The organism is Micrococcaceae bacterium Sec5.1 (genome assembly GCA_039636795.1).
Lineage (GTDB): Bacteria > Actinomycetota > Actinomycetes > Actinomycetales > Micrococcaceae > Arthrobacter.
The window spans coordinates 4,436,049-4,458,076 of the sequence record CP143430.1 but is presented as its reverse complement, the minus strand read 5'-3'; the positions used below and the strand labels follow the sequence as shown (position 1 = coordinate 4,458,076).

Annotated in this window: 22 protein-coding genes; 11 read left to right on the top strand and 11 right to left on the bottom strand. The window is 61.7% G+C overall.

The annotated features are described in order from the left end of the window. Nucleotides 1-47: 47 nt before the first annotated feature. Nucleotides 48-1,070, bottom strand: coding sequence for a LacI family DNA-binding transcriptional regulator (locus VUN82_20300; GenBank protein ID XAS71404.1), 1,023 nt, complete (start codon nt 1,068-1,070; stop codon nt 48-50). Nucleotides 1,071-1,308: 238 nt separating this feature from the next. On the opposite strand from VUN82_20300, the gene VUN82_20295 reads away from it, so the two are divergent. Both VUN82_20295 and paaZ read left to right on the top strand, forming a co-directional pair. Beyond that, nucleotides 1,309-2,013, top strand: a complete 705-nt coding sequence (locus VUN82_20295; protein ID XAS71403.1) for a tyrosine-protein phosphatase — start codon at nt 1,309-1,311, stop codon at nt 2,011-2,013. Between the two features lie 211 nt (nt 2,014-2,224). After that, nucleotides 2,225-4,324: a phenylacetic acid degradation bifunctional protein PaaZ gene (gene paaZ / locus VUN82_20290; GenBank protein ID XAS71402.1), complete on the top strand. Its 2,100-nt coding sequence runs from the start codon at nt 2,225-2,227 to the stop codon at nt 4,322-4,324. 161 nt (nt 4,325-4,485) lie between these two features. Here paaZ and VUN82_20285 read toward each other — a convergent pair whose 3' ends face one another. Further along, nucleotides 4,486-4,893 (bottom strand): VOC family protein, encoded by a 408-nt coding sequence (locus tag VUN82_20285; GenBank protein XAS71401.1) that lies wholly within the window; start codon nt 4,891-4,893, stop codon nt 4,486-4,488. A 78-nt stretch (nt 4,894-4,971) separates the two neighbouring features. Between VUN82_20285 and VUN82_20280 the strand changes: the two genes are divergently transcribed. Further along, complete coding sequence (locus tag VUN82_20280; GenBank protein XAS71400.1) at nt 4,972-5,553, top strand: mismatch-specific DNA-glycosylase; 582 nt, start codon at nt 4,972-4,974, stop codon at nt 5,551-5,553. Nucleotides 5,554-5,584: 31 nt separating this feature from the next. Here the strand turns inward: VUN82_20280 and VUN82_20275 are convergent, their stop codons facing one another. Then, nucleotides 5,585-6,154 carry a TetR/AcrR family transcriptional regulator gene (locus VUN82_20275; GenBank protein ID XAS71399.1) on the bottom strand — a complete coding sequence of 190 codons (570 nt, stop codon included), beginning with the start codon at nt 6,152-6,154 and terminating at the stop codon, nt 5,585-5,587. 95 nt (nt 6,155-6,249) lie between these two features. Here VUN82_20275 and VUN82_20270 point away from each other — a divergent pair, with 95 nt between their 5' ends. Continuing rightward, nucleotides 6,250-7,278, top strand: coding sequence for a transporter (locus VUN82_20270; GenBank protein ID XAS71398.1), 1,029 nt, complete (start codon nt 6,250-6,252; stop codon nt 7,276-7,278). Nucleotides 7,279-7,317: 39 nt separating this feature from the next. On the opposite strand, the gene VUN82_20265 is transcribed toward VUN82_20270, so the two are convergent. Genes VUN82_20265 through VUN82_20255 form a run of 3 tightly spaced genes read right to left on the bottom strand, consistent with a single transcriptional unit; the run spans nt 7,318 to nt 9,800 of the window. Next, nucleotides 7,318-7,920, bottom strand: coding sequence for a TetR/AcrR family transcriptional regulator (locus VUN82_20265; GenBank protein XAS71397.1), 603 nt, complete (start codon nt 7,918-7,920; stop codon nt 7,318-7,320). A gap of 53 nt (nt 7,921-7,973) precedes the next feature. Beyond that, nucleotides 7,974-9,323, bottom strand: coding sequence for a phenylacetate--CoA ligase PaaK (paaK, locus tag VUN82_20260; protein XAS71396.1), 1,350 nt, complete (start codon nt 9,321-9,323; stop codon nt 7,974-7,976). Nucleotides 9,324-9,332: 9 nt separating this feature from the next. Further along, entirely contained in the window at nt 9,333-9,800 is a 468-nt protein-coding gene (locus tag VUN82_20255; GenBank protein XAS71395.1) for a hotdog fold thioesterase, read from the bottom strand. 119 nt (nt 9,801-9,919) lie between these two features. On the opposite strand from VUN82_20255, the gene VUN82_20250 reads away from it, so the two are divergent. Continuing rightward, on the top strand, nt 9,920-10,483 hold the full coding sequence (locus tag VUN82_20250; GenBank protein XAS71394.1) for a GNAT family protein: 564 nt from the start codon (nt 9,920-9,922) through the stop codon (nt 10,481-10,483). Nucleotides 10,484-10,536: 53 nt separating this feature from the next. On the opposite strand, the gene VUN82_20245 is transcribed toward VUN82_20250, so the two are convergent. Both VUN82_20245 and VUN82_20240 read right to left on the bottom strand, forming a co-directional pair. Then, entirely contained in the window at nt 10,537-12,093 is a 1,557-nt protein-coding gene (locus VUN82_20245; GenBank protein ID XAS71393.1) for an EAL domain-containing protein, read from the bottom strand. Nucleotides 12,094-12,095: 2 nt separating this feature from the next. Further along, nucleotides 12,096-13,148, bottom strand: a complete 1,053-nt coding sequence (locus VUN82_20240; protein ID XAS71392.1) for a hypothetical protein — start codon at nt 13,146-13,148, stop codon at nt 12,096-12,098. Nucleotides 13,149-13,253: 105 nt separating this feature from the next. Here VUN82_20240 and VUN82_20235 point away from each other — a divergent pair, with 105 nt between their 5' ends. Next, nucleotides 13,254-13,427, top strand: coding sequence for a hypothetical protein (locus VUN82_20235; GenBank protein ID XAS71391.1), 174 nt, complete (start codon nt 13,254-13,256; stop codon nt 13,425-13,427). A 269-nt stretch (nt 13,428-13,696) separates the two neighbouring features. Here VUN82_20235 and VUN82_20230 read toward each other — a convergent pair whose 3' ends face one another. After that, nucleotides 13,697-15,340, bottom strand: coding sequence for an ATP-binding protein (locus tag VUN82_20230; GenBank protein XAS71390.1), 1,644 nt, complete (start codon nt 15,338-15,340; stop codon nt 13,697-13,699). Between the two features lie 240 nt (nt 15,341-15,580). On the opposite strand from VUN82_20230, the gene VUN82_20225 reads away from it, so the two are divergent. Together VUN82_20225 and VUN82_20220 are read left to right on the top strand one after the other, a co-directional pair. After that, nucleotides 15,581-15,964 (top strand): STAS/SEC14 domain-containing protein, encoded by a 384-nt coding sequence (locus tag VUN82_20225; protein XAS71389.1) that lies wholly within the window; start codon nt 15,581-15,583, stop codon nt 15,962-15,964. A gap of 19 nt (nt 15,965-15,983) precedes the next feature. After that, nucleotides 15,984-16,793: a class I SAM-dependent methyltransferase gene (locus VUN82_20220; GenBank protein ID XAS71388.1), complete on the top strand. Its 810-nt coding sequence runs from the start codon at nt 15,984-15,986 to the stop codon at nt 16,791-16,793. A gap of 57 nt (nt 16,794-16,850) precedes the next feature. On the opposite strand, the gene VUN82_20215 is transcribed toward VUN82_20220, so the two are convergent. Then, nucleotides 16,851-17,723, bottom strand: coding sequence for a nuclear transport factor 2 family protein (locus tag VUN82_20215; GenBank protein ID XAS71387.1), 873 nt, complete (start codon nt 17,721-17,723; stop codon nt 16,851-16,853). Nucleotides 17,724-17,774: 51 nt separating this feature from the next. On the opposite strand from VUN82_20215, the gene VUN82_20210 reads away from it, so the two are divergent. From VUN82_20210 to VUN82_20200, 3 genes are all read left to right on the top strand, one after another. Next, entirely contained in the window at nt 17,775-18,413 is a 639-nt protein-coding gene (locus VUN82_20210) for a helix-turn-helix domain-containing protein (GenBank protein XAS71386.1), read from the top strand. 121 nt (nt 18,414-18,534) lie between these two features. Next, nucleotides 18,535-19,029 carry a hypothetical protein gene (locus tag VUN82_20205; protein ID XAS71385.1) on the top strand — a complete coding sequence of 165 codons (495 nt, stop codon included), beginning with the start codon at nt 18,535-18,537 and terminating at the stop codon, nt 19,027-19,029. Beyond that, nucleotides 19,008-19,799: a nucleotidyl transferase AbiEii/AbiGii toxin family protein gene (locus VUN82_20200; protein XAS71384.1), complete on the top strand. Its 792-nt coding sequence runs from the start codon at nt 19,008-19,010 to the stop codon at nt 19,797-19,799. Before VUN82_20205 ends, VUN82_20200 begins: the two co-directional genes overlap by 22 nt. Here VUN82_20200 and VUN82_20195 read toward each other — a convergent pair. Beyond that, nucleotides 19,792-22,017, bottom strand: coding sequence for a S9 family peptidase (locus VUN82_20195; GenBank protein XAS71383.1), 2,226 nt, complete (start codon nt 22,015-22,017; stop codon nt 19,792-19,794). The two genes, VUN82_20200 and VUN82_20195, sit on opposite strands and share 8 nt — an antisense overlap. Nucleotides 22,018-22,028: the final 11 nt, after the last annotated feature.

Below are 22,028 nucleotides of genomic sequence, written 5' to 3'. Positions count from 1 at the left end.
TCGATGAATTTGGAAACGGATGAGATGCAGGGTGCTGTGCAGAGGGTTTAGCTGCCGTGGGGTGGACGGAGCGTGCTGGCACGGTGCGTAATGACCGTGGGTACCAATTCCAGGGATTCGGTTGGTCTCTGGTTTTCGGCTTCGAGGAGATCGCAAATAATCTTCACCGCACGGCGGGATACTTCGGCCGGGCGGAGGTCAATGGTGGAAAGCGGGATGGGCTGAAGCTCAGCCAGGGTAGGGGAGGCGCTGCCGATGACGGAGACATCCTTCCCGGGAGTCAGGCCACGGCTGGTCAGAACCCGTCGAAGAACGTCCTGAACGGTGCCGTCGGGAGCGATAAACGCAGGTATTCCAGTGGTCTCCGCCAAGGCTTTGTCCACGGATTCCGCGATCACCTCGCGGTCAGTTCCTCCGGGAAGGTGCAGCACCTTGATGCCGAGGGTCTCCGCGGCCTTGTTGGTGCCGGACATGAAGCGTTCCACGTAGTTCACGTGGCGATCGACAACCTCCGGCTGCCAGTCGATCACTGAGATCACCGCGTGGCCTGCTGCCGCAAGGTCCTGGACGCATTGTTCGCCGGCCATTTCAAAGTCGGCATCAATGCAAACCAATCCGGAAGGATCATGCGGGATGCCGATCAGCACCACGGGAACGTGGAGGCTCCGGACCACCGGGAGCCGTTCGTCGTCGCCTTCCACCTGCATCAGGATCAGGCCGTCGCAGATCTGCTGGCCCACCACACGCTGCAGTCCGGGTGCGCCCTCATCCTCAGTGACCAGCAGGATGTCGTGGTCATAGAGGCGGGCAGTGTTGGCGATCACGGACACGAACTCCATGATCGATGCCATGTGCAACTCGGGGATGAAAGGGATGACCAGGCCGATCACGCGGGTCCGACGGCTGGCAAGCGCGCGGGCTCCGGCATTCGGCTGGTAGGTCAGCTGCTGGATAGCGTCCTCCACCTTTTTCCGCGTTTTCTCGGAGATGGGTCGCTTGCCACTAAGAACATAGGAAACCGTGCTCTGTGCAACGCCGGCGGCCTGGGCAACGTCCTTGCTGGTTGGCATGTCCTGGCCTCCTCGCGCTCTCTGCTGAACGGTTTGATTGCGGTTTCTTGCGTCGTCGATACGTATCGTCGATGCGCATCGAGAACGAGTATGACATGAGTCACTCGCCCCGCGCAATACCCCCTTCCGATCCTCTCTCACATCCACCGCCCTTTCGGCCGATCTTCTCTCATTTCCTGTCGCCTTTCGGCAGATGTTCTCTCACATGACGGCATGCGAATGTGCTTAGCTGGCTCCTATGGACGGGACAGCACCGCAGTTAGGCGTCCACTGGGATGGCGCCGTGAACGCCTGGCGGGTCGCGGGGGACGTGTACAGAATGGGTCGCCACGAGTGGGTAACCGCAGCCGGTTGGCACCAAATGTACGACGACGGCATCCGCACTATCATCGATTTGCGCGCCTCGGGCGAGCGGCGGCAACGCGACACGGATCCCAAGGTGCCGGACGACGTGAAGGCTCGGATCGACGTCGTGCATTGCCCCACGGAGGACCCCGACCATAGTGATTTCGGCGAGCTCTTCGGCCCGTACCTGAAAGACCCGTCGCGGTACGGCGACTATGTGAGGCTATTTGGGGAGAAGATTGCGGCCGTCTTCAAGGCTATTGCCGCCTCGCCAGGCAAGGTTGTGATTCACTGCTCGGCGGGCCGCGATCGGAGCGGGGTGATCGCACTCATGTTGCAACGCTTGGCCGATCTTGGCGACGACGAAATCCTGCGCGGCTACGAACTTGCGGCACGGGGGATCAATGAGCGGCACCGCACCCACGGGGCACCGCATGCGCATGATCCCTACCTTTCCGACGCGGAGTTTGAGGCCTGGCTGGAGCAGAAGCGGGCAGGCGTGAAGGTGTTCCTTGGTTCCCTGGACGTCGAGTCATTCCTGGCGCGGAATGGCGTCACGGGCCAGGAAGTGGAGGCGATACGCGCCAAGCTGCGGTGATGTGAGAGAACGATGGCCGGAATCAGGCGTGATGTGAGAGAGGATCGGCTGGAATCGGGTGGGATGTGAGAGAACGACGAAATTGCTGCTGCACTCCTCCGGGCATTCATGTACCCTGTATATATTACCGAACGGCCGGTCAGTAATGTTTGCGGTCCCGCAGACCCAATGACCGAGCCGATTTCACGTGCCTTGGAAGGACCCGTCGACGATGACCACTACCGCAGTCGCCCCGGAAACCACAGCCGTTGCAACCGTCCCCAGCTACGTCCAGGATGCCTGGTGGACGCCGGCTCCTGACGCCAAAACCGTCCCGGTCCGTGATGCCAGCACCGGAGAAGTCCTGGCCAACGTCAGCACCGACGGGCTGGACCTTGCCGCCGTCGTAAATTACGGCCGCACCACAGGCCAAACGGAACTTGGAAAGCTGACCTTCCACCAGCGTGCGCTCAAGCTCAAAGAGCTTGCCATGTACCTCAACGGCCGGCGTGAAGAGCTGTACGAGTCCTCGTCGCAGTCCGGCGCCACCAAGATCGACAACATGATCGACATCGATGGCGGCATCGGCGTTCTCTTCACGTTTGGGTCCAAGGGTCGCCGTGAACTGCCCAACTCGCAGGTTGTGGTGGATGGGCCGATGGAGGTGCTGTCCAAGGATGGTTCGTTCGCCGGTGAGCACATCTACACACGCATCCCCGGCGTCGCGGTGCAGATCAACGCCTTCAATTTCCCGGTCTGGGGCATGCTGGAGAAGTTCGCGCCCGCATTCCTCGCCGGCGTTCCCACCATCGTCAAGCCGGCCACGCCCACCGGCTACGTTGCGGCCGCTGCGGTCAAGGCGATCGTCGAGTCCGGCATCCTGCCCGCGGGATCCCTTCAGCTGATATCCGGCTCCGCCCGGACCATCCTGGACGAACTGGATTTCCGCGACCTCGTCTCCTTCACGGGCTCGGCATCTACCGCGAATTCGCTGAAGGCCCACCACAACGTGGTCCAGGGTGGCGTTCGCTTCACCTGTGAGACCGACTCCCTGAACGCCGCGATCCTTGGTCCCGACGCCGTTCCCGGCACTCCCGAATTCGACGCGTTTGTCCGGGCCGTCGTCACCGAAATGACTGTCAAAGCCGGCCAGAAGTGCACCGCCATCCGCCGTGTGATCGTCCCGCAGGAGCTGATTTCCGACGTCTCGGCCGCCATTGGTGCACGCATTAACGAGCGTGTGGTGGTTGGTGATCCTCGCGCCGAGGGCGTCACCATGGGCGCCTTGGCTTCGCTGGAGCAGCTCGCCGACGTCCGCGCGGCCGTCCAGTCAATGCTCGACGCCGGTGGTGAGCTTGCGTACGGATCCCTTGATTCGCCGTCGGTCACCTCGGTCGGGGGCACCGTGGGTGTCGTGGAAGACGGGGCTTTCATGTCTCCCCTACTCCTCAACTGGGCCGACGCGGAAGCCGAAGAAGTCCACTCCCTTGAAGCTTTCGGTCCCGTCTCCTCGGTGATCGGATACTCGGATCTTGCCGATGCCATCCGCCTCGCAGCCCGCGGCTCGGGTTCCTTGGTGGCGTCCGTGTGCACCAACGATCCTTCCGTGGCCCAGGAGCTGGTGCTCGGAATCGCAGCGCATCACGGCCGCGTCCACATGCTCAACCGCGAGGACGCGCGGTCCTCCACCGGACACGGCTCACCCGTACCTCACCTGGTCCACGGTGGTCCGGGCCGCGCAGGTGGCGGCGAGGAGCTGGGCGGTATCCGCTCGGTCTTGCACCACATGCAGCGCACCGCCATCCAGGGTTCGCCGAACATGCTCACCGCCGTCACCGGCCAGTGGCACACGGGCGCTGACCGCAACTTCACGGTGGAAACCGAAGGCGAGCACCCTTTCCGGAAGCACCTCTCGACGCTGAGGATCGGCGACGCCGTTCGCTCCGATCTGCGCGAGGTGACCCTCGAGGACATCACGGCCTTCGCCAACTCCACGGGCGATACGTTCTACGCACACACCAACCAGGAAGCAGCCGAGGCCAACCCGTTCTTCCCCGGCATCGTTGCCCACGGCTACCTGCTCCTGAGCTGGGCTGCCGGGTTGTTCGTGGAGCCCGCGCCGGGTCCCGTGCTGGCCAACTATGGCTTGGAGAACCTGCGCTTCATCACGCCTGTGGCAGCCGGGGACTCCATCCGCGTCACGTTGACCGCCAAGAAAATCACCCCGCGTGAGACTGACGAATACGGCGAGGTTGCGTGGGACGCCGTGCTCACCAACCAGAATGACGAAATCGTAGCCACCTACGACGTCCTGACCCTCGTGGAGAAGTAACCTTCTCTCACATCCCGACCGTTTTTACCGGATCTTCTCTCACATCCAAACGGCTTTTACCGGATCTTCTCTCACATAATCGTGCCCTGGGCCGGTTGTTCCTTCACATAACGACGAAGCGCGTCCCCACCAGGGGGACGCGCTTCGTCTTAAGGGGCCGGTTACAGCTGGTATTCGGCCTGTTGGCCAAGGGTCTCGTGGATGCACAGAACATTGTTCTCGGTATCCATGAACCAAGCGCACTTCTCGGCGTCCGTGGTGCAAATGTGGTTATCGGTCTTGAGATCAGGCTCGTCGTAGTCCTGGAACTTGACGCCTTGGGCCTCCATCTCCGCAACAGTTCGCTCTATGTTCTCGACCTCAAAGCTCAGGGCGGTATGACCAGAGTGCTTACCGTCCGTGACCGGCAACAACTGCAGCATGGGGCCGCCGTCGTTGCCAAATAGATCATTTCCATCCCAGGTCCTGCCGCGATGCGGAAGGCCGAGCTTATCAGCGTAGAACTCTCGTGCGCGGCTCAGGTCATCGACAGGCAGGACGGTTGTGGCTGTGTTAAGGGCTAGATGCATTTGGCCACCTCCTACGCTGAAAATTTTACGCTCGGCGGCTCCGGAAGGATCTTACGAATCATGTCCTAAGGTTGAACGATGGGATTTAGCAGGTCTGCGCTAGATGCGTTTCGGGGCCGAACCCTGCCCGATTTGGTTTCGGACCAGACGAGGCTCCTGTTCGTCGGCATCAATCCTGGCCTGCGTGCTGTTGCAGTACAGGCGCATTTCGGTGGCGGCAGCAATCGCTTCTATCCAGCGCTATTCCGTGCCGGCATTGTCGATCGCCGGATAGATGCCTCGGCAGGTTTCCGTCGCGAAGACCTCAACCATCTGCTGGACAGGGGCGTTGGAATCACGTCCATAGTTGCGGGAGCTTCGGCGCGCGCGGATGAACTCACGCCCGAGCAACTCCTTGCCGGAGCCAAGGCACTATCTGCGCGAGTTGAACTTATCGCCCCAGCAATGGTGGCGGTTTTGGGAATCAGCGCCTACCGGACTGCTTTCGCCCGGCCGCGGGCGGCCTGGGGACGACAGTCCGATTCGCTTGGAGGTGCCCCGGTTTGGGTGCTCCCGAATCCAAGTGGCTTGAACAGGCATGCGAGCCTTGCTGATCTCGCCGACGCCTACCGTGAAGTCGCTGTTGCGGCTGGCATCGAACCCCTTGCAGATCCGGCATAGCAAACGCCAGCCGGAAACCTTCCGGTAGTCGTCACAGTCCGTCAATGAGTCCGTCGATAATGTTGCTGAACCTCTCGGCGGGCCCGCCTGTTTTGACCAAGACGCTTAGCCCGATGACGGAAGCAACGAGTTGGCTGGCAACAGTTTCGGGGACCTGATCGGCGCGGAATTCTCCAGACTCTTGTCCTTGCACAATTGCTTGCCGGAACACAGCTTCGATCTGAGAGAACATCTCGTTCGCAATCTGATTCACCTCGGCGTCGGCTGCGCCGAGCTCCGCCGCAGCATTGACCATGACACAACCGCGTTGATGTTCGCCCACGCCCGCCAGTGCCATGAGTGCCTGTTTGAGACGCGGTCGGATTGGTCCGGGAGCTACAAACATGCCCGTTAGGTACTCGACTCTGGCCTCGCTGTAGCGCCGAAGGGCACGCAGAAACAAGGCATGTTTGCTCTCAAACGTGTTGTACAGGCTGCCCTTGCCGATTCCCAGCTCGGTGGCCAACTCCTGCGGCGTTGTGCCGGCATACCCTTGGCGCCAGAACAAATCCATCGCTCTGTTGACAGCCTCACCAGCCTCAAATTGCATCGGTCTACCCATGGGAACAGCGTAGCGCTCATGATATTGTACTTCTAGGTCAAAAACCGTTGTTGAGCACTTATCCGACCCTCTACGTTGTTAGAAACGGGAACCAATTGTCTATATACCCGCCCCTGGAGAAGACCGTCTCAGCGCCTTCCCCTCGTACCCGTGTCCCCCTGAATACGCTCGCTATACCGCTTGGTTTGGCGGGCCTCGCGCAAGTTTGGTCGGCGGCGACCTCGTCCTTCCAAGCCCCGATCGAACTTGCCCAAGTATTCTGGGTGATCGCGGCCATTGCCTGGCTTTGGACCATCGCGGTGCACGTCCATCGCGGGAGGCGCACGGAACAGTCGCTCTCTGATCAGCTCAAGCACTTCGCGCAGGGCCCGCTCGCCGCCTTGCTTCCGATTGCAGCCATGTTGATTGGGGCGGGGCTGCACCGCACCATTCCTTTAGCCGGAACCATTGTGACCGGTGTTTCCATTGCCGTTGCAGCCGCGTTCGCCGCATGGATTTTGAACTTCTGGATGCGCGGCGAGTTGCCACTTGAATCCGTACATGGCGGCTACTTCCTCCCCACCAGCGCAGCTGGTTTCGTTGGTGCGCTGACCGCAAGACAGACGGGACTCGACTGGCTCGCGGTCGGAAGTTTCGCCGTCGGCCTCTTCTTCTGGCTCGTTATCTCTGTGTTTTTCTTCCTGCGACTAGCGCTTCGACCCACGATGCCGGAATCGCTTACCCCGACGCTGGCGATCATGATCGCTCCACCAGCTGTGGCGGCGGCCGCGTGGCTTGCCATCTCCGGGGGTCGACCCGACTACATGTTCGAGGGGTTGACGGCGATAACGGTGTTGATGGTTTTGATCCAGCTAACCCTGTTGCGGCGCTATCGGGCCTTGCCGTTCTCGCTGGGCTTCTGGTCGTTCACGTTCCCCTTGGCAAGTGTTGCCGCACTTGCCATCACGTGGTTGCACTTGGGCAGACCGGCTGCCTGGGAGGCTATGACCATTGGAGTGCTGGCGATCGTGACGACTGCCGTTGTACTGGTCGCGGCAAAATCGATCACAGTGTTTTTCCGCCTCGCCGCCACGGCCCGGCGACAAAGGGCGAGAGAGGAAACGGGGAAACCGGTCCGGATGTGAGAGAGCATCCGGGAAAACGCGTCCGGATGTGAGAGAGGATCAGGCGGCGGTGTGGAGGCCGTCGAAGGCCATGGTGATGACGTCGTCGGCAAGTTTCTCGGGGGAGAGGGAGCCGCCTGGCTTGTACCACTCCACGATCGAGTTGATGGTGCCGAACAGGAGCCGGGTGACCGTGCGGGGATCGATGTCCTGGCGCAGGGAGCCGTCTTGCCGGGCAGCGGCGATGAGCGCGGCAACCTTGTGGTCGAAGGCGCGCCGGCGTTCCAGGGCGTCGCGTTCGATCTCGGTATTTCCCCGCAGGCGCAGCAGCAACGTGACGAATGGCAGCCTGTCCACCAGTACCGCAATGGTCTGCCGAAGCACGAACTCCAGCCGAGCATCTGCCGCCCCGGAAGTGGCGGCAGGCTCGTCCAGGATGGCCTCCAAGCCGCCGAGGGCGTGGTCCAGGGCGAGCTTCAGCAGATCGCCCTTGGACGGCACGTGGTGGTAGATGGCTGACTTGGAGATCCCGAGGTTCTCGGCCAGGATGCCCATGGACGTAGCATCGTACCCGTGGCGGTTGAAGACGTCGACGGCGATGCGGAGCACCGACTGCTGGTCGTAACCGGGCCGTCCGCGCTTGGTGGTTGTCTCAGTAGGCATGGTGGCATTTTCTCACGATCTCTAGACGGGCTGCCGTTCAGCGACGCCGCATGTCAGCCCTTCGGCCGCATGTCGTAGATCCGGCGGAGCTTCCCGTTGGAACGCTCGAGGGAACCGGGCTCCACAACGTCAACTACGCAAGAAGACCCCACGTGAATCTTGATCTGCTCGCGCAAGGTACGGGCCGCCGTCGTGCTTGACTCTGCGGGGACGTTTTCGCGCCGTTCGATTTTCACGGTCAGCGAATCCATGCGCTTGCCCTCGGGGCGGGTGATTTCGAGTTGGAAGTGCGGGCTGAGCTCGGGGATGCGCAGGGCGATTTCCTCGATCTGGGAGGGGAAAAGGTTCACGCCGCGCAGGATGATCATGTCGTCGCTGCGGCCGGTGATGCGGCCCATGCGGCGGTGTGCGGGGCGGGCGGTGCCGGGGAGCAGGCGGGTGAGGTCCTTGGTGCGGTAGCGGATGATCGGCAGTGCTTCCTTGGTCAGCGACGTGAAGACCAGTTCGCCCGGTTCGCCGTCGCCGAGGACTGTCGAGTGATCAAACGGATCGATGATTTCGGGCCGGAAATGGTCTTCCCAGATGTGGCAGCCGTCTTGCGTTTCAACAGCTTCGCCAGCGACGCCCGGGCCCATGACTTCGGAGAGCCCGTAGATGTCGCAGGCCTTGATGTTCATGGTGGTTTCGAGTTCGTGGCGCATCTCTTCGGTCCACGGCTCGGCGCCAAGCACGGCGTACTTCAGCGAGGTGGAGGTGGGGTCGATGCCCTGGTGCGCCATGGCGTCGGCGATCGTCAGCAGGTACGTGGGCGTGGCCAGGATGGCGTCCGGCTTGAAGTCCTGAATGAGCTGGATCTGGCGTTCGGTCTGGCCGCCGGACATCGGGATGACCGTGCAGCCCAGCGCTTCGGCGCCGGCATGGGCGCCGAGGCCGCCGGTGAAGAGACCATAACCGTAGGCGTTGTGGACCTTCATTCCAGGGCGGACGCCGGAGGCGCGCAGGCAACGGGCCACCAGGGTTGCCCAGTTGGCGAGGTCGTTCTTGGTGTAGCCCACCACGGTGGGGCGCCCGGTGGTGCCGGAGCTCGCGTGGATGCGGGCAACCTCGTGCTGCGGGACCGCGAACATGCCAAACGGGTACTCCAGACGGAGGTCTTCCTTGGTGGTGTACGGGAACTTGCCGAGGTCGCTCAACTCGCGGAGGTCGGTCGGGTGCACGCCTGCTTCATCGAACTTGCGCTTGTACAGCGGCACGCGATCGTAGGCATAAGCCACGGTGTGCTGCAGACGGTTGAGCTGCAGTGCTTCAAGCTCGTCGCGGGACATCGTTTCTTCACGGTCCAGGACGGGCGCGGTTGCCTCGGAGGTGGACGACGCGGGCGCGGCGACGGTGTTCTGGGTCATCTGGTATTCCTACTTCTTGGAGATGGTGCGGCTGCGGCCCCGGAACTCTGCAATGAGTTCTCCGGGATCTGGATCGGGGGTGGCGCCCGCGGCGCCTGGTGAAGCCGCGTAGATCTGAATGTCGTAGAGGCCGCTGCGGCCGGTACTCGCGCGACGGTTTGCGACGGCGGTAATCACCTGGCCTTCGAACGCCGGCTTGATGAAGTTGATGTCGACGCCGGACGCCACCGTGATGTTGGCAGCTTGCTTTGGCGTGGGGTTGGCCGGGTTGCAGGCCAGTGCGAAGGCGGTGTCCGCGAAGGCGAAGATCATTCCGCCATGGGCCATTCCGAATCCATTGAGCATTTCCTGGCGGAGGTGCATGCGGATGGTGGCATGGCCGTCGTCGATCTTAAGGACCTCAATGCCCATCCATTCAGACGCGTAGTCGTTCGTCAGGATGTGGTGCGTTGCACCGGAGAGGGTTGTTTCAACCATGCGTCATTGCCTCCAGCTTTATTTACCGAATGTTCATTAGGTAATCCCAGATCGAGCCAACTGTCAAGACTGGACAAAGCTTGGGCGAGGATTTGGACGCGCCTAGTAGCCTCGAAGACATGCCCGAAATTGAGCTTCCGATCATGACCGAACGACTCATACTGCGGCGCTTCGAGGCCGAGGACCTGGACCGGTTCCACGCTTATCAGTCGCTGCCGGAGACCGCCCGATACCTGTTCCGCAATGAACTGACCAAGACGCAGTCCATGGAGGTTCTGGGCCGCTACGCGAATGCACAGTTCAAGCATGAAGGCGACTGGGCCTGCCTCGCCATTGAACGCCAGGACCGTCCGGGACTCATGGGTGAGATCGTCCTGAAATGGCTGGAGGGAACAGGCCAGGCTGAGCTTGGCTGGATCCTCCACCCCGAGGGCAGGGGCCAGGGAATAGCGACGGAGGCGGCTGAGGCTGTCATGAAATTGGCATTCGGCCAGTTGAACTTCCACCGCATCGACGCGAAACTCGATGCGCTCAACACTGGCTCCGCCGGTATATGCAAACGCCTAGGCATGCGCTTGGAGGCTACCCTGGTGGACAACTGGCACTACAAAGGCCAGTGGGCCACTGAAAATATCTATGCCATCCTCGACTCCGAATGGCGCGCGCGCCAAAAGGGATCCTGACGTCCCGGCCAACTCGTGGTGCAGGCTAAAGCCAGCCCACCGCCGTCGCGCGTTTAATCCTGGATCGGCCAGGTCTTGTGGTGCCTCAGCTGTTCGGTCAGTTGTGCCTCCGGCAGTGGCCGGCTGAAGTAGTAGCCCTGCCCGCTGGTGCACCCAATGCTGAGCAGGAAGTCTGCCTGCTCCGCTGTTTCGATTCCCTCCCACACAGCACCGAGGCCACACGCACGAATGAGCTGCAGGACTGCCGCGAGGAGGGCGGGCTGCGCGGGATCGCTGCCGAGGGCCGTGAGGAGCGTTCTGTCCACCTTGACGGCGTGCACGGGCAAGCGGCGGAGGTAATCGATGGAGGAGTATCCGGTGCCGAAATCGTCGATCTCCATCTCGACACCCAGCCGCCGAAGACTGTTCAGCGTGTACCGGTCAAGGTCGTTCCCTTGAATGACGGCGCTTTCGGTCAGCTCCAGAACCAGCAGCGACGGGTCCAGCCCGGCCGAAGTCAGGGCTTCGCGTACGTCCTCCACGAATTCCAAACGCTGGAGGTCAGCGGCGGACACGTTGATGCGCATGTTGAAGTCGTGGCGCCCCGTGAGGGGGTCGCTGCGCCATCGCTGCAACTGCTCGACGGCGGTGCGCAGCACCCACCCGCCCAGATCGGAGATCATTCCCGTTTCCTCGGCAATGGGAATGAACTCATCCGGCATGATCATGCCGCGGGTGGGGTGTTTCCAACGGACCAGGGCCTCGACGCCTTCAATTCCGCGGGTGTCCAAGCGGACGATGGGCTGGTAGTAGAGCACCAGCTGCGAACCGGCGATCGCTTCTTTGAGCTCACCCACGAGTTGGTTGCGCAGTTGCCGGGCAAGGAGCATGTCGGTATCAAAGACCTTCAATTTGCCGCGACCATCAGCCTTGGATTCGTACATGGCGATGTCCGCTTCCATCATCAGTTCCTCGGCACTCTTGCCGGGATCTGCCATCCGAAGGCCCATGCTGGCGCCGCACCGTACGTGTTGGCCGTCGATCTCCATGGTCCCGTCCAATGCAGCCAGGATCCGATTACCGATGGACGCCGCCTTCGCCGGGGTAACGTCCTGCAGCAGGATTGCGAATTCGTCGCCGCCCATGCGGGCAACCATGTCCTCCTCGCGGACGGCAGCACTGATGCGGGCTGCCACCGTTTCCAGCACTTTGTCTCCGATGGTGTGGCCCAGGGAGTCATTGACGCCCTTGAAGCCGTTCATGTCCATCAGCAGGATGGCCGGCCGTTGATTGCCATTGGGGCCCCTGGCCTGGGATTCCGCGAGCGCGGTGGAGAAGGCAGAGCGGTTGTGAAGGCCTGTGAGGGGATCCGTCATGGCCATGTGCTGCATTTCGCGGTGGGCCTCGTGCAGCTGCCGGGTGCGGTCTGCCACCCGCTGCTCCAGCTCTTCATAGATAATCTGGAGGTCCTCGGCAAGGAGGTTGGTGCCCATGATCACGGCGTCGATCTCGTCGCGGGCATCGGAGATTTCAATCCTGGTGTTCAGGTCTCCCGCGGCAAGCCTGACGATGCCATCCAGCAGCAATCCCAGACGTGGATCTGGTGCGGCATTCGAGTTTTCCTCGGACATGGTCACTCCCCGTGCGGTTCGCCTCGCTGATCAACCATATCCCGGAGGTACGCACGAACGGCCGAGCTGCGATCAGGGAGGGCGGCCTGATCGAAAAGGTTTGCGGTTTCGCTGAAAGTCGCGACGGCTTCTTCCCGCCGGCCCAGTGCGAGCAAAGTCCTGGCCAAGAGGAAGTGCGACTCTGCAGAGGTTTGGGTGGCGAGGATGGAAGACCGGGCACACAAGGGCTCAAGGATGGTGAGGGCTTCCTGCATATCGCCGTTGAGATAGTTCCAGTGGGCGCGGACCAGGGACATTTCCAAATGGTCCCGCTCGGAACCGCCCACGATGTCTGTGGCGAGCTCGGCCCTCTCGATGCATCGCAGGGTAGCGGCATCACTCAGCCGGGCCTGAAGCCGCATTTCCGCCGAGGCGCGATTGAAGCGTGCCCACAAGTCCACGTCCTTGGATGGGGACAGCCGTTCGGAAGCAAGATCGTGGTACCGGCTGCCATCTTCAACCCGGTTTGCCAGGAAGGCAACGTTCCCGATCACCCAATAGCCCTTGCCCGCTGTGTCTTCGTCGATGTCTTCGGTAAGCAGGGATTCCAGCTCCAAGCATTCACGCCAGGCATCGTCCAGCAGCCGGCTTTCGGCAAGGGAGGCAATGAGCGCACGCTGCGCCAGGATCTGCACATACACCAAGTCCGCGTCCCGGGCAGCCAGTTTGGCGGCATCCGCAGCCATGGCGGCGGCCTCGGCCAGACGCCCCAGACCCTGGAGGGCAACGGCAACCATGGTCCCGGCTTTGGCGCCAAGCTCAGGCGAGGAGGCCGTGAGTTCGTGATCATTCAGTTCCAGTGCCAATGCCAGATATTCCTCGATCCGGCCTTGGTCCCGGAGGCACTCCGCCTGCAAGTAACGCATGTTCCACCAAGACAGTTCATCGCCGGCATCAATGGCAAGATGTGCAGCTTCACCGGCTAACCGAAAGGCCTCGTCAAAGTGACGTTCTTTCCATTTGGCGCGCGCATTGAGTCCGGCTACAAGATGAGGCGTTAATTGTGGACTCTGCATGTGCCCATTATCCATGTCCATAGCGAAGAAAAGCTCGTATAGTTTGCCTCGTGACCTTTTTCAAGTCACACCGGTAATTCGCATCAGTATGAAAGGGCACAGCGGATGAAGAAATTTGCGGCAACACTGCTCATGGCAGCAGTTCTGGCAGTAACGGGGCTGGCTGCTCCGGCTAACGCCGAGCCTTCGCAGGATAGCAACAGTACGGCAATCGGCTGGTGGCCGAACAGCACAACCACCAAAACGAATACCACCACCATAGGTTGGTGGCCGAACTAAATTGGGGGAGCGCCTCTCAAGGCCAGATGACTCAAACTGATGCCCTGGGCTTTTGCTCGGGGCATCAGTTTTGTTGCGGACTGTGTCGCAGATTAGTGACTTTGCGGGTCAGCTTTCAGGGCAGCCATTGACCAGCGTGTCATGGACGGGGACAGGACGCCATGAGGGCGTCAAGTGCCAAGGAGGGGGCAGTCAACTGATTATTTGGGGGCGTCAAGTGGCCGCTACGGACCACTAAACGGGGCCCTTCGGGGTCACCAAAGCCGCCCTTACGGACCACCAACCGGCAATTCAACGGACACAGTAGTCCCGGACCCCAGCTTTGAGTCGAAGATCATCCGTCCCATATGGCGGCTGATGATGTCCTGGGCGATCGCCAGCCCCAGACCGCTTCCGGGAACAGCAGCTGCCGTGGCGTTGGAGGCACGGTAGAACCGCGTGAAGATGTGGGGAAGATCGTGTTCGGGGATGCCCAAGCCTGTGTCCGCCACTTTGACCAATGCTGCACGGCCACCATCTGCCGATGCGAACATCGAACTCGTGATGCCCACCCGTCCACCTGCCGGGGTGAACTTGATGGCATTGGCCACGATGTTGGTGAAGACCTGTTCCAGCTTGGCTTCATCGGCGGTGACCTCCACGTCCTCGGTTCCCTCAGTGAAGGACACAGCGACGTGCCGTGACTCGGCCAAAGGCCGCAGCGTGGCCACCACTACTTGGAGAAGCTTGGCGATGTCCACAGGTTTGAGGTCCAGGTTGCTTCCGTCCTGCATGGACACCGTCAACATGTCCTCGATGAGCCGGCGGAGCCTGTCGGAGTTCCTTGCGATCACGTCCAGCATCTTGCTGATGCCCTCAGGAACCGGGCCGCCCGAACCATCCCTGATCATGTCCAGGTAGGCCGTGATTGAGGTGAGGGGTGTCCGGAGTTCATGGTTGACGGTTGCCAGGAAGTCCGTTTTGGCCTTGTCCAACTGCCTGAGCTGGTGCAGTACCCGTTGCTGGGCGCTGATGAGGTGGCCCTGAATGAGTCCGTGCGCCACATTGCCGGCCACGTGCTGCATCAATGCGATCTCAGGCCGGGTCCAATCGTGCCGTTCCTCCACCGTGCTGAGGAGGATGATGCCTAGGGCCGCACCACCTTCGCCGACAGGCAGCAAAACTGACGAGACCGGGTTGAGCTCGCAGGACCAGTCCTTCAGCGCTTGGGTAATCCTGGATTCCGGTTGCGTTCGGTGATCGGTCACAGCAAGAACGTCAGCCTCGGCCCATAGCCTGTTGGCTGCCTCTACGATCAGGTTCTCGCTCTCGCCCAACCTGGCGGGAAGCATCGGCGTGCCCGGGCGGTTCCATTGGGCACGGATCGAGGGAACGCGTTCGTCCCGGAAGGTGGCAAACCAAACGTGGTCCATGCCGAGGGCTTCGCCGAAACCTCTCACCACGTGGTCGGCAATCAGTTGGGGATCGTTGGTTTGCCGGATGGCGGATGAGACGTTCCGGAGGCTCTCCCTGAGGGCTTCTACCTCTCCCCGGGACCGTGCACGCTCCCGGGACCTGCCGATCAAGGTTTCAACGCGGTAAACAAGTTCATCGGCACGCACCGGGTTGATCACATAGTCCACGACGCCCCACGCTTGGGCTTCTTCGAGGTCCACGGATTCGCTGGCGTTGAGGAGCAGCAGCACAGGAACACCAGGACTGCGAAGACCGTGTGCCAGGGAGTTTTCCAGCACCACTACAGCGGGACTACCGGCTTCCAGCCGCGCGGCCATGGAAGCGGTGTCTGCAGCGGCGAAAACTTCGAACCCTGCGGCCTTGAGCGCAGCCTTTGTTAAGGCCAAACGATCAGCGTCTGAATCCGCCACGAAGGCGGAGCGGGAAACGTGCTGCACATCGGCCCCGTTCTTACCCACTGAGCCCCCTCCGTTACAACGTTCGTTCCACCGTAATTCCAGATTTGGCAACACACTATCAGCGCCACCGCGGGCTTCGGCCCTGCAGGGGCATTTGATGCTCATTTGCGTCGCCGCGGAAGGCATTGCGTCGGGGAAGATAGCCTTTACATTCGGCGCCCGATTCGACAGCCTAGAGGGTGAAAGCCCAGGGGGAGGCTTGGTCCTCCTGCCGTCCGTAAGGAAATGCCAAGGAGATCTGTGAACCAGCCAGCCACACCGCAGGACCACCAAGAGGTGACGTTCGAGTTGGAACTCGAAGACACGGGAATCCTGCGGCTAACGTGGCCGCGCGGATCCAGGATCCAGGAGGCGGACGCGCAAAGGGCGATGGATCGGGTCAACGAGATCTGCGGCGAAGCGCGCCACCCGATGATCGTGGATATGGCCACCACGGCTGACGTCAGCCGGGGCGCCCGTTCAGTGTTCGCCAAACCCTGCCAGGCCTCAAGTATCGCCCTCTGGGGTTCGTCCCCCGTGGACCGGGTCATCGCCAACTTCTTCATTGGCATCATGAAACCCCCGTGCCCCACGAGGTTCTTTACTTCAGAAACAGAAGCCCTGCTTTGGCTGAAAGAGCAATAGCGCCACATATATTTGGAGCATGCTCTCCGCGCTTCGGAAATACCTGCTGATTCCCCGCCTGATCAGGCTTTCCTCGGCGGCGCCCAAGGACCCGCTCACAGCGTGGGATCGCTACTGGGGCAGCGTCCGGACCACCGGGGCCGCCGGGGATGTGTTGTGGGATTCGGGCAGCTCTCATGAACTTGAGGGTTACCTGCCCAAATTCGCCCGGATGGATCAGTCTCTTCCCGTGGTGGATGTGGGGTGTGGCAACGGCAGCTTCACGCGTCTGCTGGCCGATCATTTCCCGCATGCCCTTGGGCTCGATTACTCCTCGAACGCCGTAGATCGCGCCCGGCAAGAGTCAGCGGACGTCACGACGGCGTCATTCGCCGTGTGCGATATGACGGCACCTGACGCTGCGCGGACTGTCGTGACGGCCCTTGAAGCTGCGGGCTGGGCAGGCGATGCCAACGTGTTCATCCGGGGCGTACTGCACGTCCTCGATTCCAAAGGAAGGGCAGCTCTGGCCGCAAACCTGCTGCCCGTCGTCGGGACCCGCGGCAGCGTTTTCCTGGCCGAAACCAACTTTCCAGGCAGCCCCGTGGATTACGTCAGCCACCTCGGAGCCACCCGCGACTCCATTCCTGCTCCCTTGGAGTGGGCCATCAAGGGCTTGCCGATGCCGGGCCGCTTCGGCGCCGCCCAGCGTGCCAAGGCGTTCCCGACGGCGGAGTGGAACCTTTTGGAGGAAGGCGCGACGAGCATCGAGACCCGGCCGCTGAGCAACCCGTCAGATCCGGACCTCATTCCGGGATACTTCGCCCTGCTCCGCGCCCGCCAACTCTAAGGTCCGCGCCGCCAGCACTAGGTTCCGCGCCCGCCACCACAAAGGGTGGCACTGTGGTCACCGGGACCGTTGAACTGGAATAAGGTCCGAGTGCCGGTGAACGATCCGCCAGGCGCCGTCCTCGCGACGGTAGACGTGCGTTGTTCGCATCGTGTAGTCGGCCGGGACCCCATCAACAACGGCGTGGCTGTGCTCCAACCCCACGATGTATGCGAGGCTTCCGCTGGCAGCGGCCGCGACAACCTCGAACTCGAACCCGGTGGCGCCTTCGAATCGTCGGGCTTCCTGGCGAAACTTGGGCTCCAGATCGTTCCAACCCACTCCGGAGATGTGCGCACCGAACAGGGTGGTGGGGTCAGTGTGCGACCACAAAGCGATTCGTGCTGTCACGTCGCCCTTGTGCAGGGCCACAGTCATGTCCCGCTGCTTCGGCAGGATCTCTGCGAGGAAGGCCTCGGTCTCCTTAACCATGACCGGCCGCTCGCCCGTCATTGGATCAGCCCGACCAGGGGGCAACGGAACGCTGGCCTCTGCCGTTGGAAAATCCGCGTGACGATGCACTATCCGCCAGGCGCCGTCTTCACGACGGTAGACGTGGGTCACCCGCAAACTGTATTTCCGGGGAGTGCCCTCAACGGTGGTGATGCTGTGCTCATAGCCGACGGTGTAGGCGAGGTCTCCACTTAGACCGGCGGCGATGATCTCAAGATCGAACGAATCCGAGTGCGAAAACCACGAGGCGACGTTGTGGAACATGGGCTCAAGCTCCGCCCGGCCGCTGCCGCTGAGGCTCGCACCGAAGAGCGTCAGCGGATCGTTTTGCGACCACAGCGCGAGGCGGGGACCGGCGTCGCCGTCGTGGATTGCACTGTCCGCGGCCTGTTGTTGGGGAACTATTTCAGTGAGGAAAGCATCGGTCTCAGTAGACATGACCAACTCCATTACAGTGAGACTGTTTTGAATACTGTTATACTGTACCCAATGGGCGCAAAAATCAAGAGGTCGTACGATTCCACCCGCCGCCAACAGCAGGCTGCGGAAACGCGGCGAAGCATCATCACGGCGGCGAACGGGCTGTTTATCTCGCAGGGGTACGGGCAGACCACGGTCAAGCAGGTCGCTGAACGGGCGGGCGTCGCCGTCGAAACTGTCTACGCGACGTTCCGCACGAAAGCCTCGCTGCTCCGGCACGTTTGGTATGTCGATTTCCGCGGCGACGAGGCGGACGTGACCCTCTATGACAGGGCCGAAATGCAGGCCATCCTGACCGAACCGGACCTGCCAACCAGGATCCGACGCCACGCCGCATTCGTAACCGCGAGCAATCGGCGGATTGCCCCTCTCCTTGAGGCGCTCACGGGAGCAGCCGCGAGCGAGCCCGACGCCGTCGACATGCTCACCGAATGGGCCGACCGTCGTTTGGATGTGGCAACGCGCTACGCACACGCCGCCGGCGCCACCGGGCAGCTTGGCGTCACAGAGGAGGAATGCCGCGACGTGCTGTTCGCGACCATGGACGGCACACTCTGGACCCGGTTCGTGGGCCAGTGCGGATGGAGCGACGAACGGTTCTCGGACTGGCTCGCCGGGATGTGGATCAGCATGCTCGTCCGGCACTAACCGCTACTTGAGCCCGGCCAACTATGCCAGCTATCTGCACAACGTTGGAGGGCTCATGGGCTTACAAGGTGTCATGACACCTTGTAAGATGGGACGGAAGCCCCTTGGAAGAAGGTCAACAATGTCGGCAGGCACGCCCAGGCGTTCGGTCCGTGTTGAGAACGAGCTATGGAACCAGGCACACGCCAAAGCGGCCCGGGAAGGGACCACAGTCGCTGAACGTGTCCGTGCCGGACTGCGAGAGTACGTATATGGACCAGAGGTCAGGCACACTATCGCCGACTCCCTGGTCTACCTCCTCCCTGATTCACTGGAAGACCTGAAAGGGCCAGCATCCGGTGATGTGGTACTGCCCATCCACTTGGACTGGGGCCCAGAGCGTCGCTATGACGTCGGCGATGACGCCAGCTGCAGGACGCTCTACCAGCTGACACTGCAGAACTCAGGATCCGCTGAAGAGATGGCCCGGATCATCAACCCCGACAGGCTGGTTGCTTTGTGGCCTTCCATGCGATTGCCCGCTCGGTGCCGGCAGCTATGGAATGACGCCTTTCCCCAGCTGCCCATACACCGCGAAAGCAAGGAACATCCTGGATGGACGACGCTCAACGCGTAGCAACGGAAATAGCTCTCTCTGTTCTTGCCACGGACGGGTTCATCCTCGCCGGTGGACAGGCACTTGCCGCACACGGCGTGATCGACAGAATGTCTGAGGACATTGACCTGTTCGCCCAGCACCGCTGGCATACTCCCGAGACCTTCGCGGCCGCCGTGGACAAAATCACCTACGCACTTGTCGGTGCTGGATACTCAGTGGAGATCACCCGCCAATACGAGGAGTTCGCCAGCCTGACTGTGGCCAAGGACGATGCGACGGTCGTGATTGATCTCGGTTTGGACTGGTGGGAGAACAAACCCGCAATCGTGGACGTCGGACCCGTGCTGTCACTGAAAGATTCAGTCGCATCGAAACTGCTCGCCGTCTACTCCCGCGGCTACGCCCGTGACTACCTCGACGCCTACTCCATCCTCAGCAGCAAACGATTCACGCGGTCGGAAGTAAGCCGTTCCCAAGCCTGTGCGACGATGTTTCGTTGCACAGCGAGAACGTCAATCCAGCCCTTTCGGGCGTTTGTCGTTCCAAAGATGATTTCTTGTTCGGAGCGGCGCAGTGGGCGAGGGACTGCTTCCTTCCTCGGCGTCACTCGCTGGCTCGGGGATCGTCGACGGCTTCTGTCTCGTCCAGCCAGTCAAGCTGGTCATCGGGTGTGTATCCGGAAGCGACAGCCTCTTTCAGCGAAACTCAAAGCGCCAGGAGCAAGCGATGCGGCAACGAGACCCGCGGCCAAGCGCAGCGCCTCATGTTCCCGTTCCACCGCTACTTGAGCCCCGCTCCAGGAAGCAGTTCCGTGGCACGCAGCGAGTCGGCAACAAACGCGTAGTCCCAAGCCCGCTCGCGCCACTGCACGTACCGACCGGACGCTCCGCCGTGGCCGCCGTCCATCTCGATCTTCATGACGATCGGTTCGGAGCCCGTGGTTGCCGAACGCAGTGCCTGCACCCACTTGGCCGGTTCCACGTACAGAACCCGGGTGTCGTTGAAGGAAGTCACGGCTGCGATCTTGGGGTAGGGCACGCTCCGTACGTTCTCGTATGGAGTGTAGGACTTCATGTAGGCATAGGCCGCGGGATCGGTGATGGGGTTGCCCCACTCTTCCCATTCCAAGGCCGACAAGGGAAGCTCGGGATCCAGGATGCTGGTCAATGGATCCACGAACGGCACCTGAGCCACCACTGCCGCGTACTTTTCAGGAGCCATGTTGGCGATGGCACCCATGAGCAGGCCACCAGCGGAACCACCCATGGCAGCAACCCGGGAGGGGTCCACCCAGCCGGAACCAGCCAGCCAGTCGGTGGCCGCGATGAAGTCCGTGAAAGTGTTCTTCTTGCTGAACTTCTTCCCGTCGTCGTACCAGTGACGGCCCAGCTCACCACCGCCGCGGATGTGCGCAATGACCATGACGATCCCGCGGTCCAACAGCGACAAGCGGGCAACGCCGAAGCCCGGGTCCATGCTCATCTCGTACGAGCCATAGCCGTACACCAAGCCAGCTGCCGTGCCGTCCTGCTGTACCGAAGTGTGGTGCAGCACTGACAGCGGAATCCGGGTGCCGTCGTCGGCGGTTGCCCACTCACGGGTGGCCACATAATCCTCGCCGGAATAACCGCCCAGGACGGGACTTTCCTTGCGAAGCAGCAGCTGGCCTGATGACAGCTCAGGAGTGGGCAGAACGAAGTCGTAGACGCGCGACGGTGTGAAGTAGGAGGTGTATCCCATGCGGATCACGGGGGCCTCATAGTCGGAGCTGGAAACGCCGGCCGTGTAGAGCTCTTCGTCGAAGGCCGGCTCCACGGGCGCGGCCTGCTCCGGGGTGCCCAGTCCAGCGAGTGGCAGCACCTGAACACGCTCAATGGTGTCCTTCCGGATGGACAGCACGAGGTGCGTGGACGTGACGCCCGCGCCGTTGACGCGGACGTCGTCGGAATGCTCGACGACGGTCCGCCAGTGCTGCTCTGCCAGCGGCTTGGTGAGCTCGAACGGGTCAACCAGGCTCACCATCGAGTTGATGGCGTCCTTGTTGTGGGTCAGGAGCAGGGTCTCCTTGCCAGCCAGGAGGAAGGGCTCGGCCTCATAAAGAATGTGCTCCTCGCGCGGAATGACTGTGCTGAGCCCGGCGTCGTAATCGTCAAAACGGAGCAGCCGGGTCTCGCTGAACTCGGAGCAGCCGATGCTGAGCACAAGGTGGCGGCGGTCAGAGGCGAGATCGAACCCCAACCACATCGCGGCGTCGTCCTCCTGGTAAAGAACCTCATCTTCGGCAACCGGCGTGCCCAAGACGTGTGACTTGACCTGGTAGGGACGCCAGGAATCGTCCACCACGGTGTAGAAGATACGGGTGCCGTCGGGGGAGAACGCCACGCCATAGAAGATGTTCTCGATGACGTCCGGCAGGAGTTCGCCCGTCCGGAGGTCCTTGATCCGCAGTGTGAATCGTTCGTCGCCGGAGTTATCCACCGCGTATGCGTAAAGGTTGCCGTCGATGGTCACGGCAGCGCCACCGATGCTGAAAAACGGCTGGCCCTCGGCTTCCACGTTTCCGTCCAGAAGCACCTGCTCGCCCGGGATCTCCACGCCCGGCTCAACGGATGGCGGAGTCCAGTCAGTTACGGGGTCACCAGTGTTCCGCGCCACCACCCGGCAATGGATGCTGTATTCCTTGCCCTCCACTGAACGGCTGTAATACCACCAGCCATCCTTACGGCTGGGTACGGACAGATCAGTTTCCTGGGTGCGGCCCTTGATCTCCTGGAATATTGTTTCCCGGAGCGGTGCCTGATGCGCGGTGACAGCCTCCTGATAGGCGTTCTCTGCCTTGAGGTGCTCCACTACCTCCGCGGATTCCTTGTCCCGGAGCCATTCGTAGTTGTCCACAAAGACGTCACCGTGGTGTTCGCGGCGGCTGGGGACACGTTTGGCAACAGGCGGCTGCGGCGCTGAACCGTTGGCAGGGACAGCGGCAGGCGCGGAGGAAGTGTGGCTCATACGGCAACTCT

What these genes read in the sequence shown, in the direction of transcription:
- paaZ (XAS71402.1), top strand. Translation starts at nt 2,225, where the DNA reads ATGACCACTACCGCAGTCGCCCCGGAAACCACAGCCGTTGCAACCGTC.
- VUN82_20200 (XAS71384.1), top strand. Translation starts at nt 19,008, where the DNA reads ATGGACGACGCTCAACGCGTAGCAACGGAAATAGCTCTCTCTGTTCTT.
- VUN82_20280 (XAS71400.1), top strand. Translation starts at nt 4,972, where the DNA reads ATGGGATTTAGCAGGTCTGCGCTAGATGCGTTTCGGGGCCGAACCCTG.
- VUN82_20255 (XAS71395.1), bottom strand. Translation starts at nt 9,800, where the DNA reads ATGGTTGAAACAACCCTCTCCGGTGCAACGCACCACATCCTGACGAAC.
- VUN82_20245 (XAS71393.1), bottom strand. Translation starts at nt 12,093, where the DNA reads ATGTCCGAGGAAAACTCGAATGCCGCACCAGATCCACGTCTGGGATTG.
- VUN82_20275 (XAS71399.1), bottom strand. Translation starts at nt 6,154, where the DNA reads ATGGGTAGACCGATGCAATTTGAGGCTGGTGAGGCTGTCAACAGAGCG.
- VUN82_20195 (XAS71383.1), bottom strand. Translation starts at nt 22,017, where the DNA reads ATGAGCCACACTTCCTCCGCGCCTGCCGCTGTCCCTGCCAACGGTTCA.
- VUN82_20265 (XAS71397.1), bottom strand. Translation starts at nt 7,920, where the DNA reads ATGCCTACTGAGACAACCACCAAGCGCGGACGGCCCGGTTACGACCAG.
- VUN82_20235 (XAS71391.1), top strand. Translation starts at nt 13,254, where the DNA reads ATGAAGAAATTTGCGGCAACACTGCTCATGGCAGCAGTTCTGGCAGTA.
- VUN82_20285 (XAS71401.1), bottom strand. Translation starts at nt 4,893, where the DNA reads ATGCATCTAGCCCTTAACACAGCCACAACCGTCCTGCCTGTCGATGAC.
- VUN82_20250 (XAS71394.1), top strand. Translation starts at nt 9,920, where the DNA reads ATGCCCGAAATTGAGCTTCCGATCATGACCGAACGACTCATACTGCGG.
- paaK (XAS71396.1), bottom strand. Translation starts at nt 9,323, where the DNA reads ATGACCCAGAACACCGTCGCCGCGCCCGCGTCGTCCACCTCCGAGGCA.
- VUN82_20210 (XAS71386.1), top strand. Translation starts at nt 17,775, where the DNA reads ATGGGCGCAAAAATCAAGAGGTCGTACGATTCCACCCGCCGCCAACAG.
- VUN82_20205 (XAS71385.1), top strand. Translation starts at nt 18,535, where the DNA reads ATGTCGGCAGGCACGCCCAGGCGTTCGGTCCGTGTTGAGAACGAGCTA.
- VUN82_20300 (XAS71404.1), bottom strand. Translation starts at nt 1,070, where the DNA reads ATGCCAACCAGCAAGGACGTTGCCCAGGCCGCCGGCGTTGCACAGAGC.
- VUN82_20220 (XAS71388.1), top strand. Translation starts at nt 15,984, where the DNA reads ATGCTCTCCGCGCTTCGGAAATACCTGCTGATTCCCCGCCTGATCAGG.
- VUN82_20215 (XAS71387.1), bottom strand. Translation starts at nt 17,723, where the DNA reads ATGTCTACTGAGACCGATGCTTTCCTCACTGAAATAGTTCCCCAACAA.
- VUN82_20240 (XAS71392.1), bottom strand. Translation starts at nt 13,148, where the DNA reads ATGCAGAGTCCACAATTAACGCCTCATCTTGTAGCCGGACTCAATGCG.
- VUN82_20295 (XAS71403.1), top strand. Translation starts at nt 1,309, where the DNA reads ATGGACGGGACAGCACCGCAGTTAGGCGTCCACTGGGATGGCGCCGTG.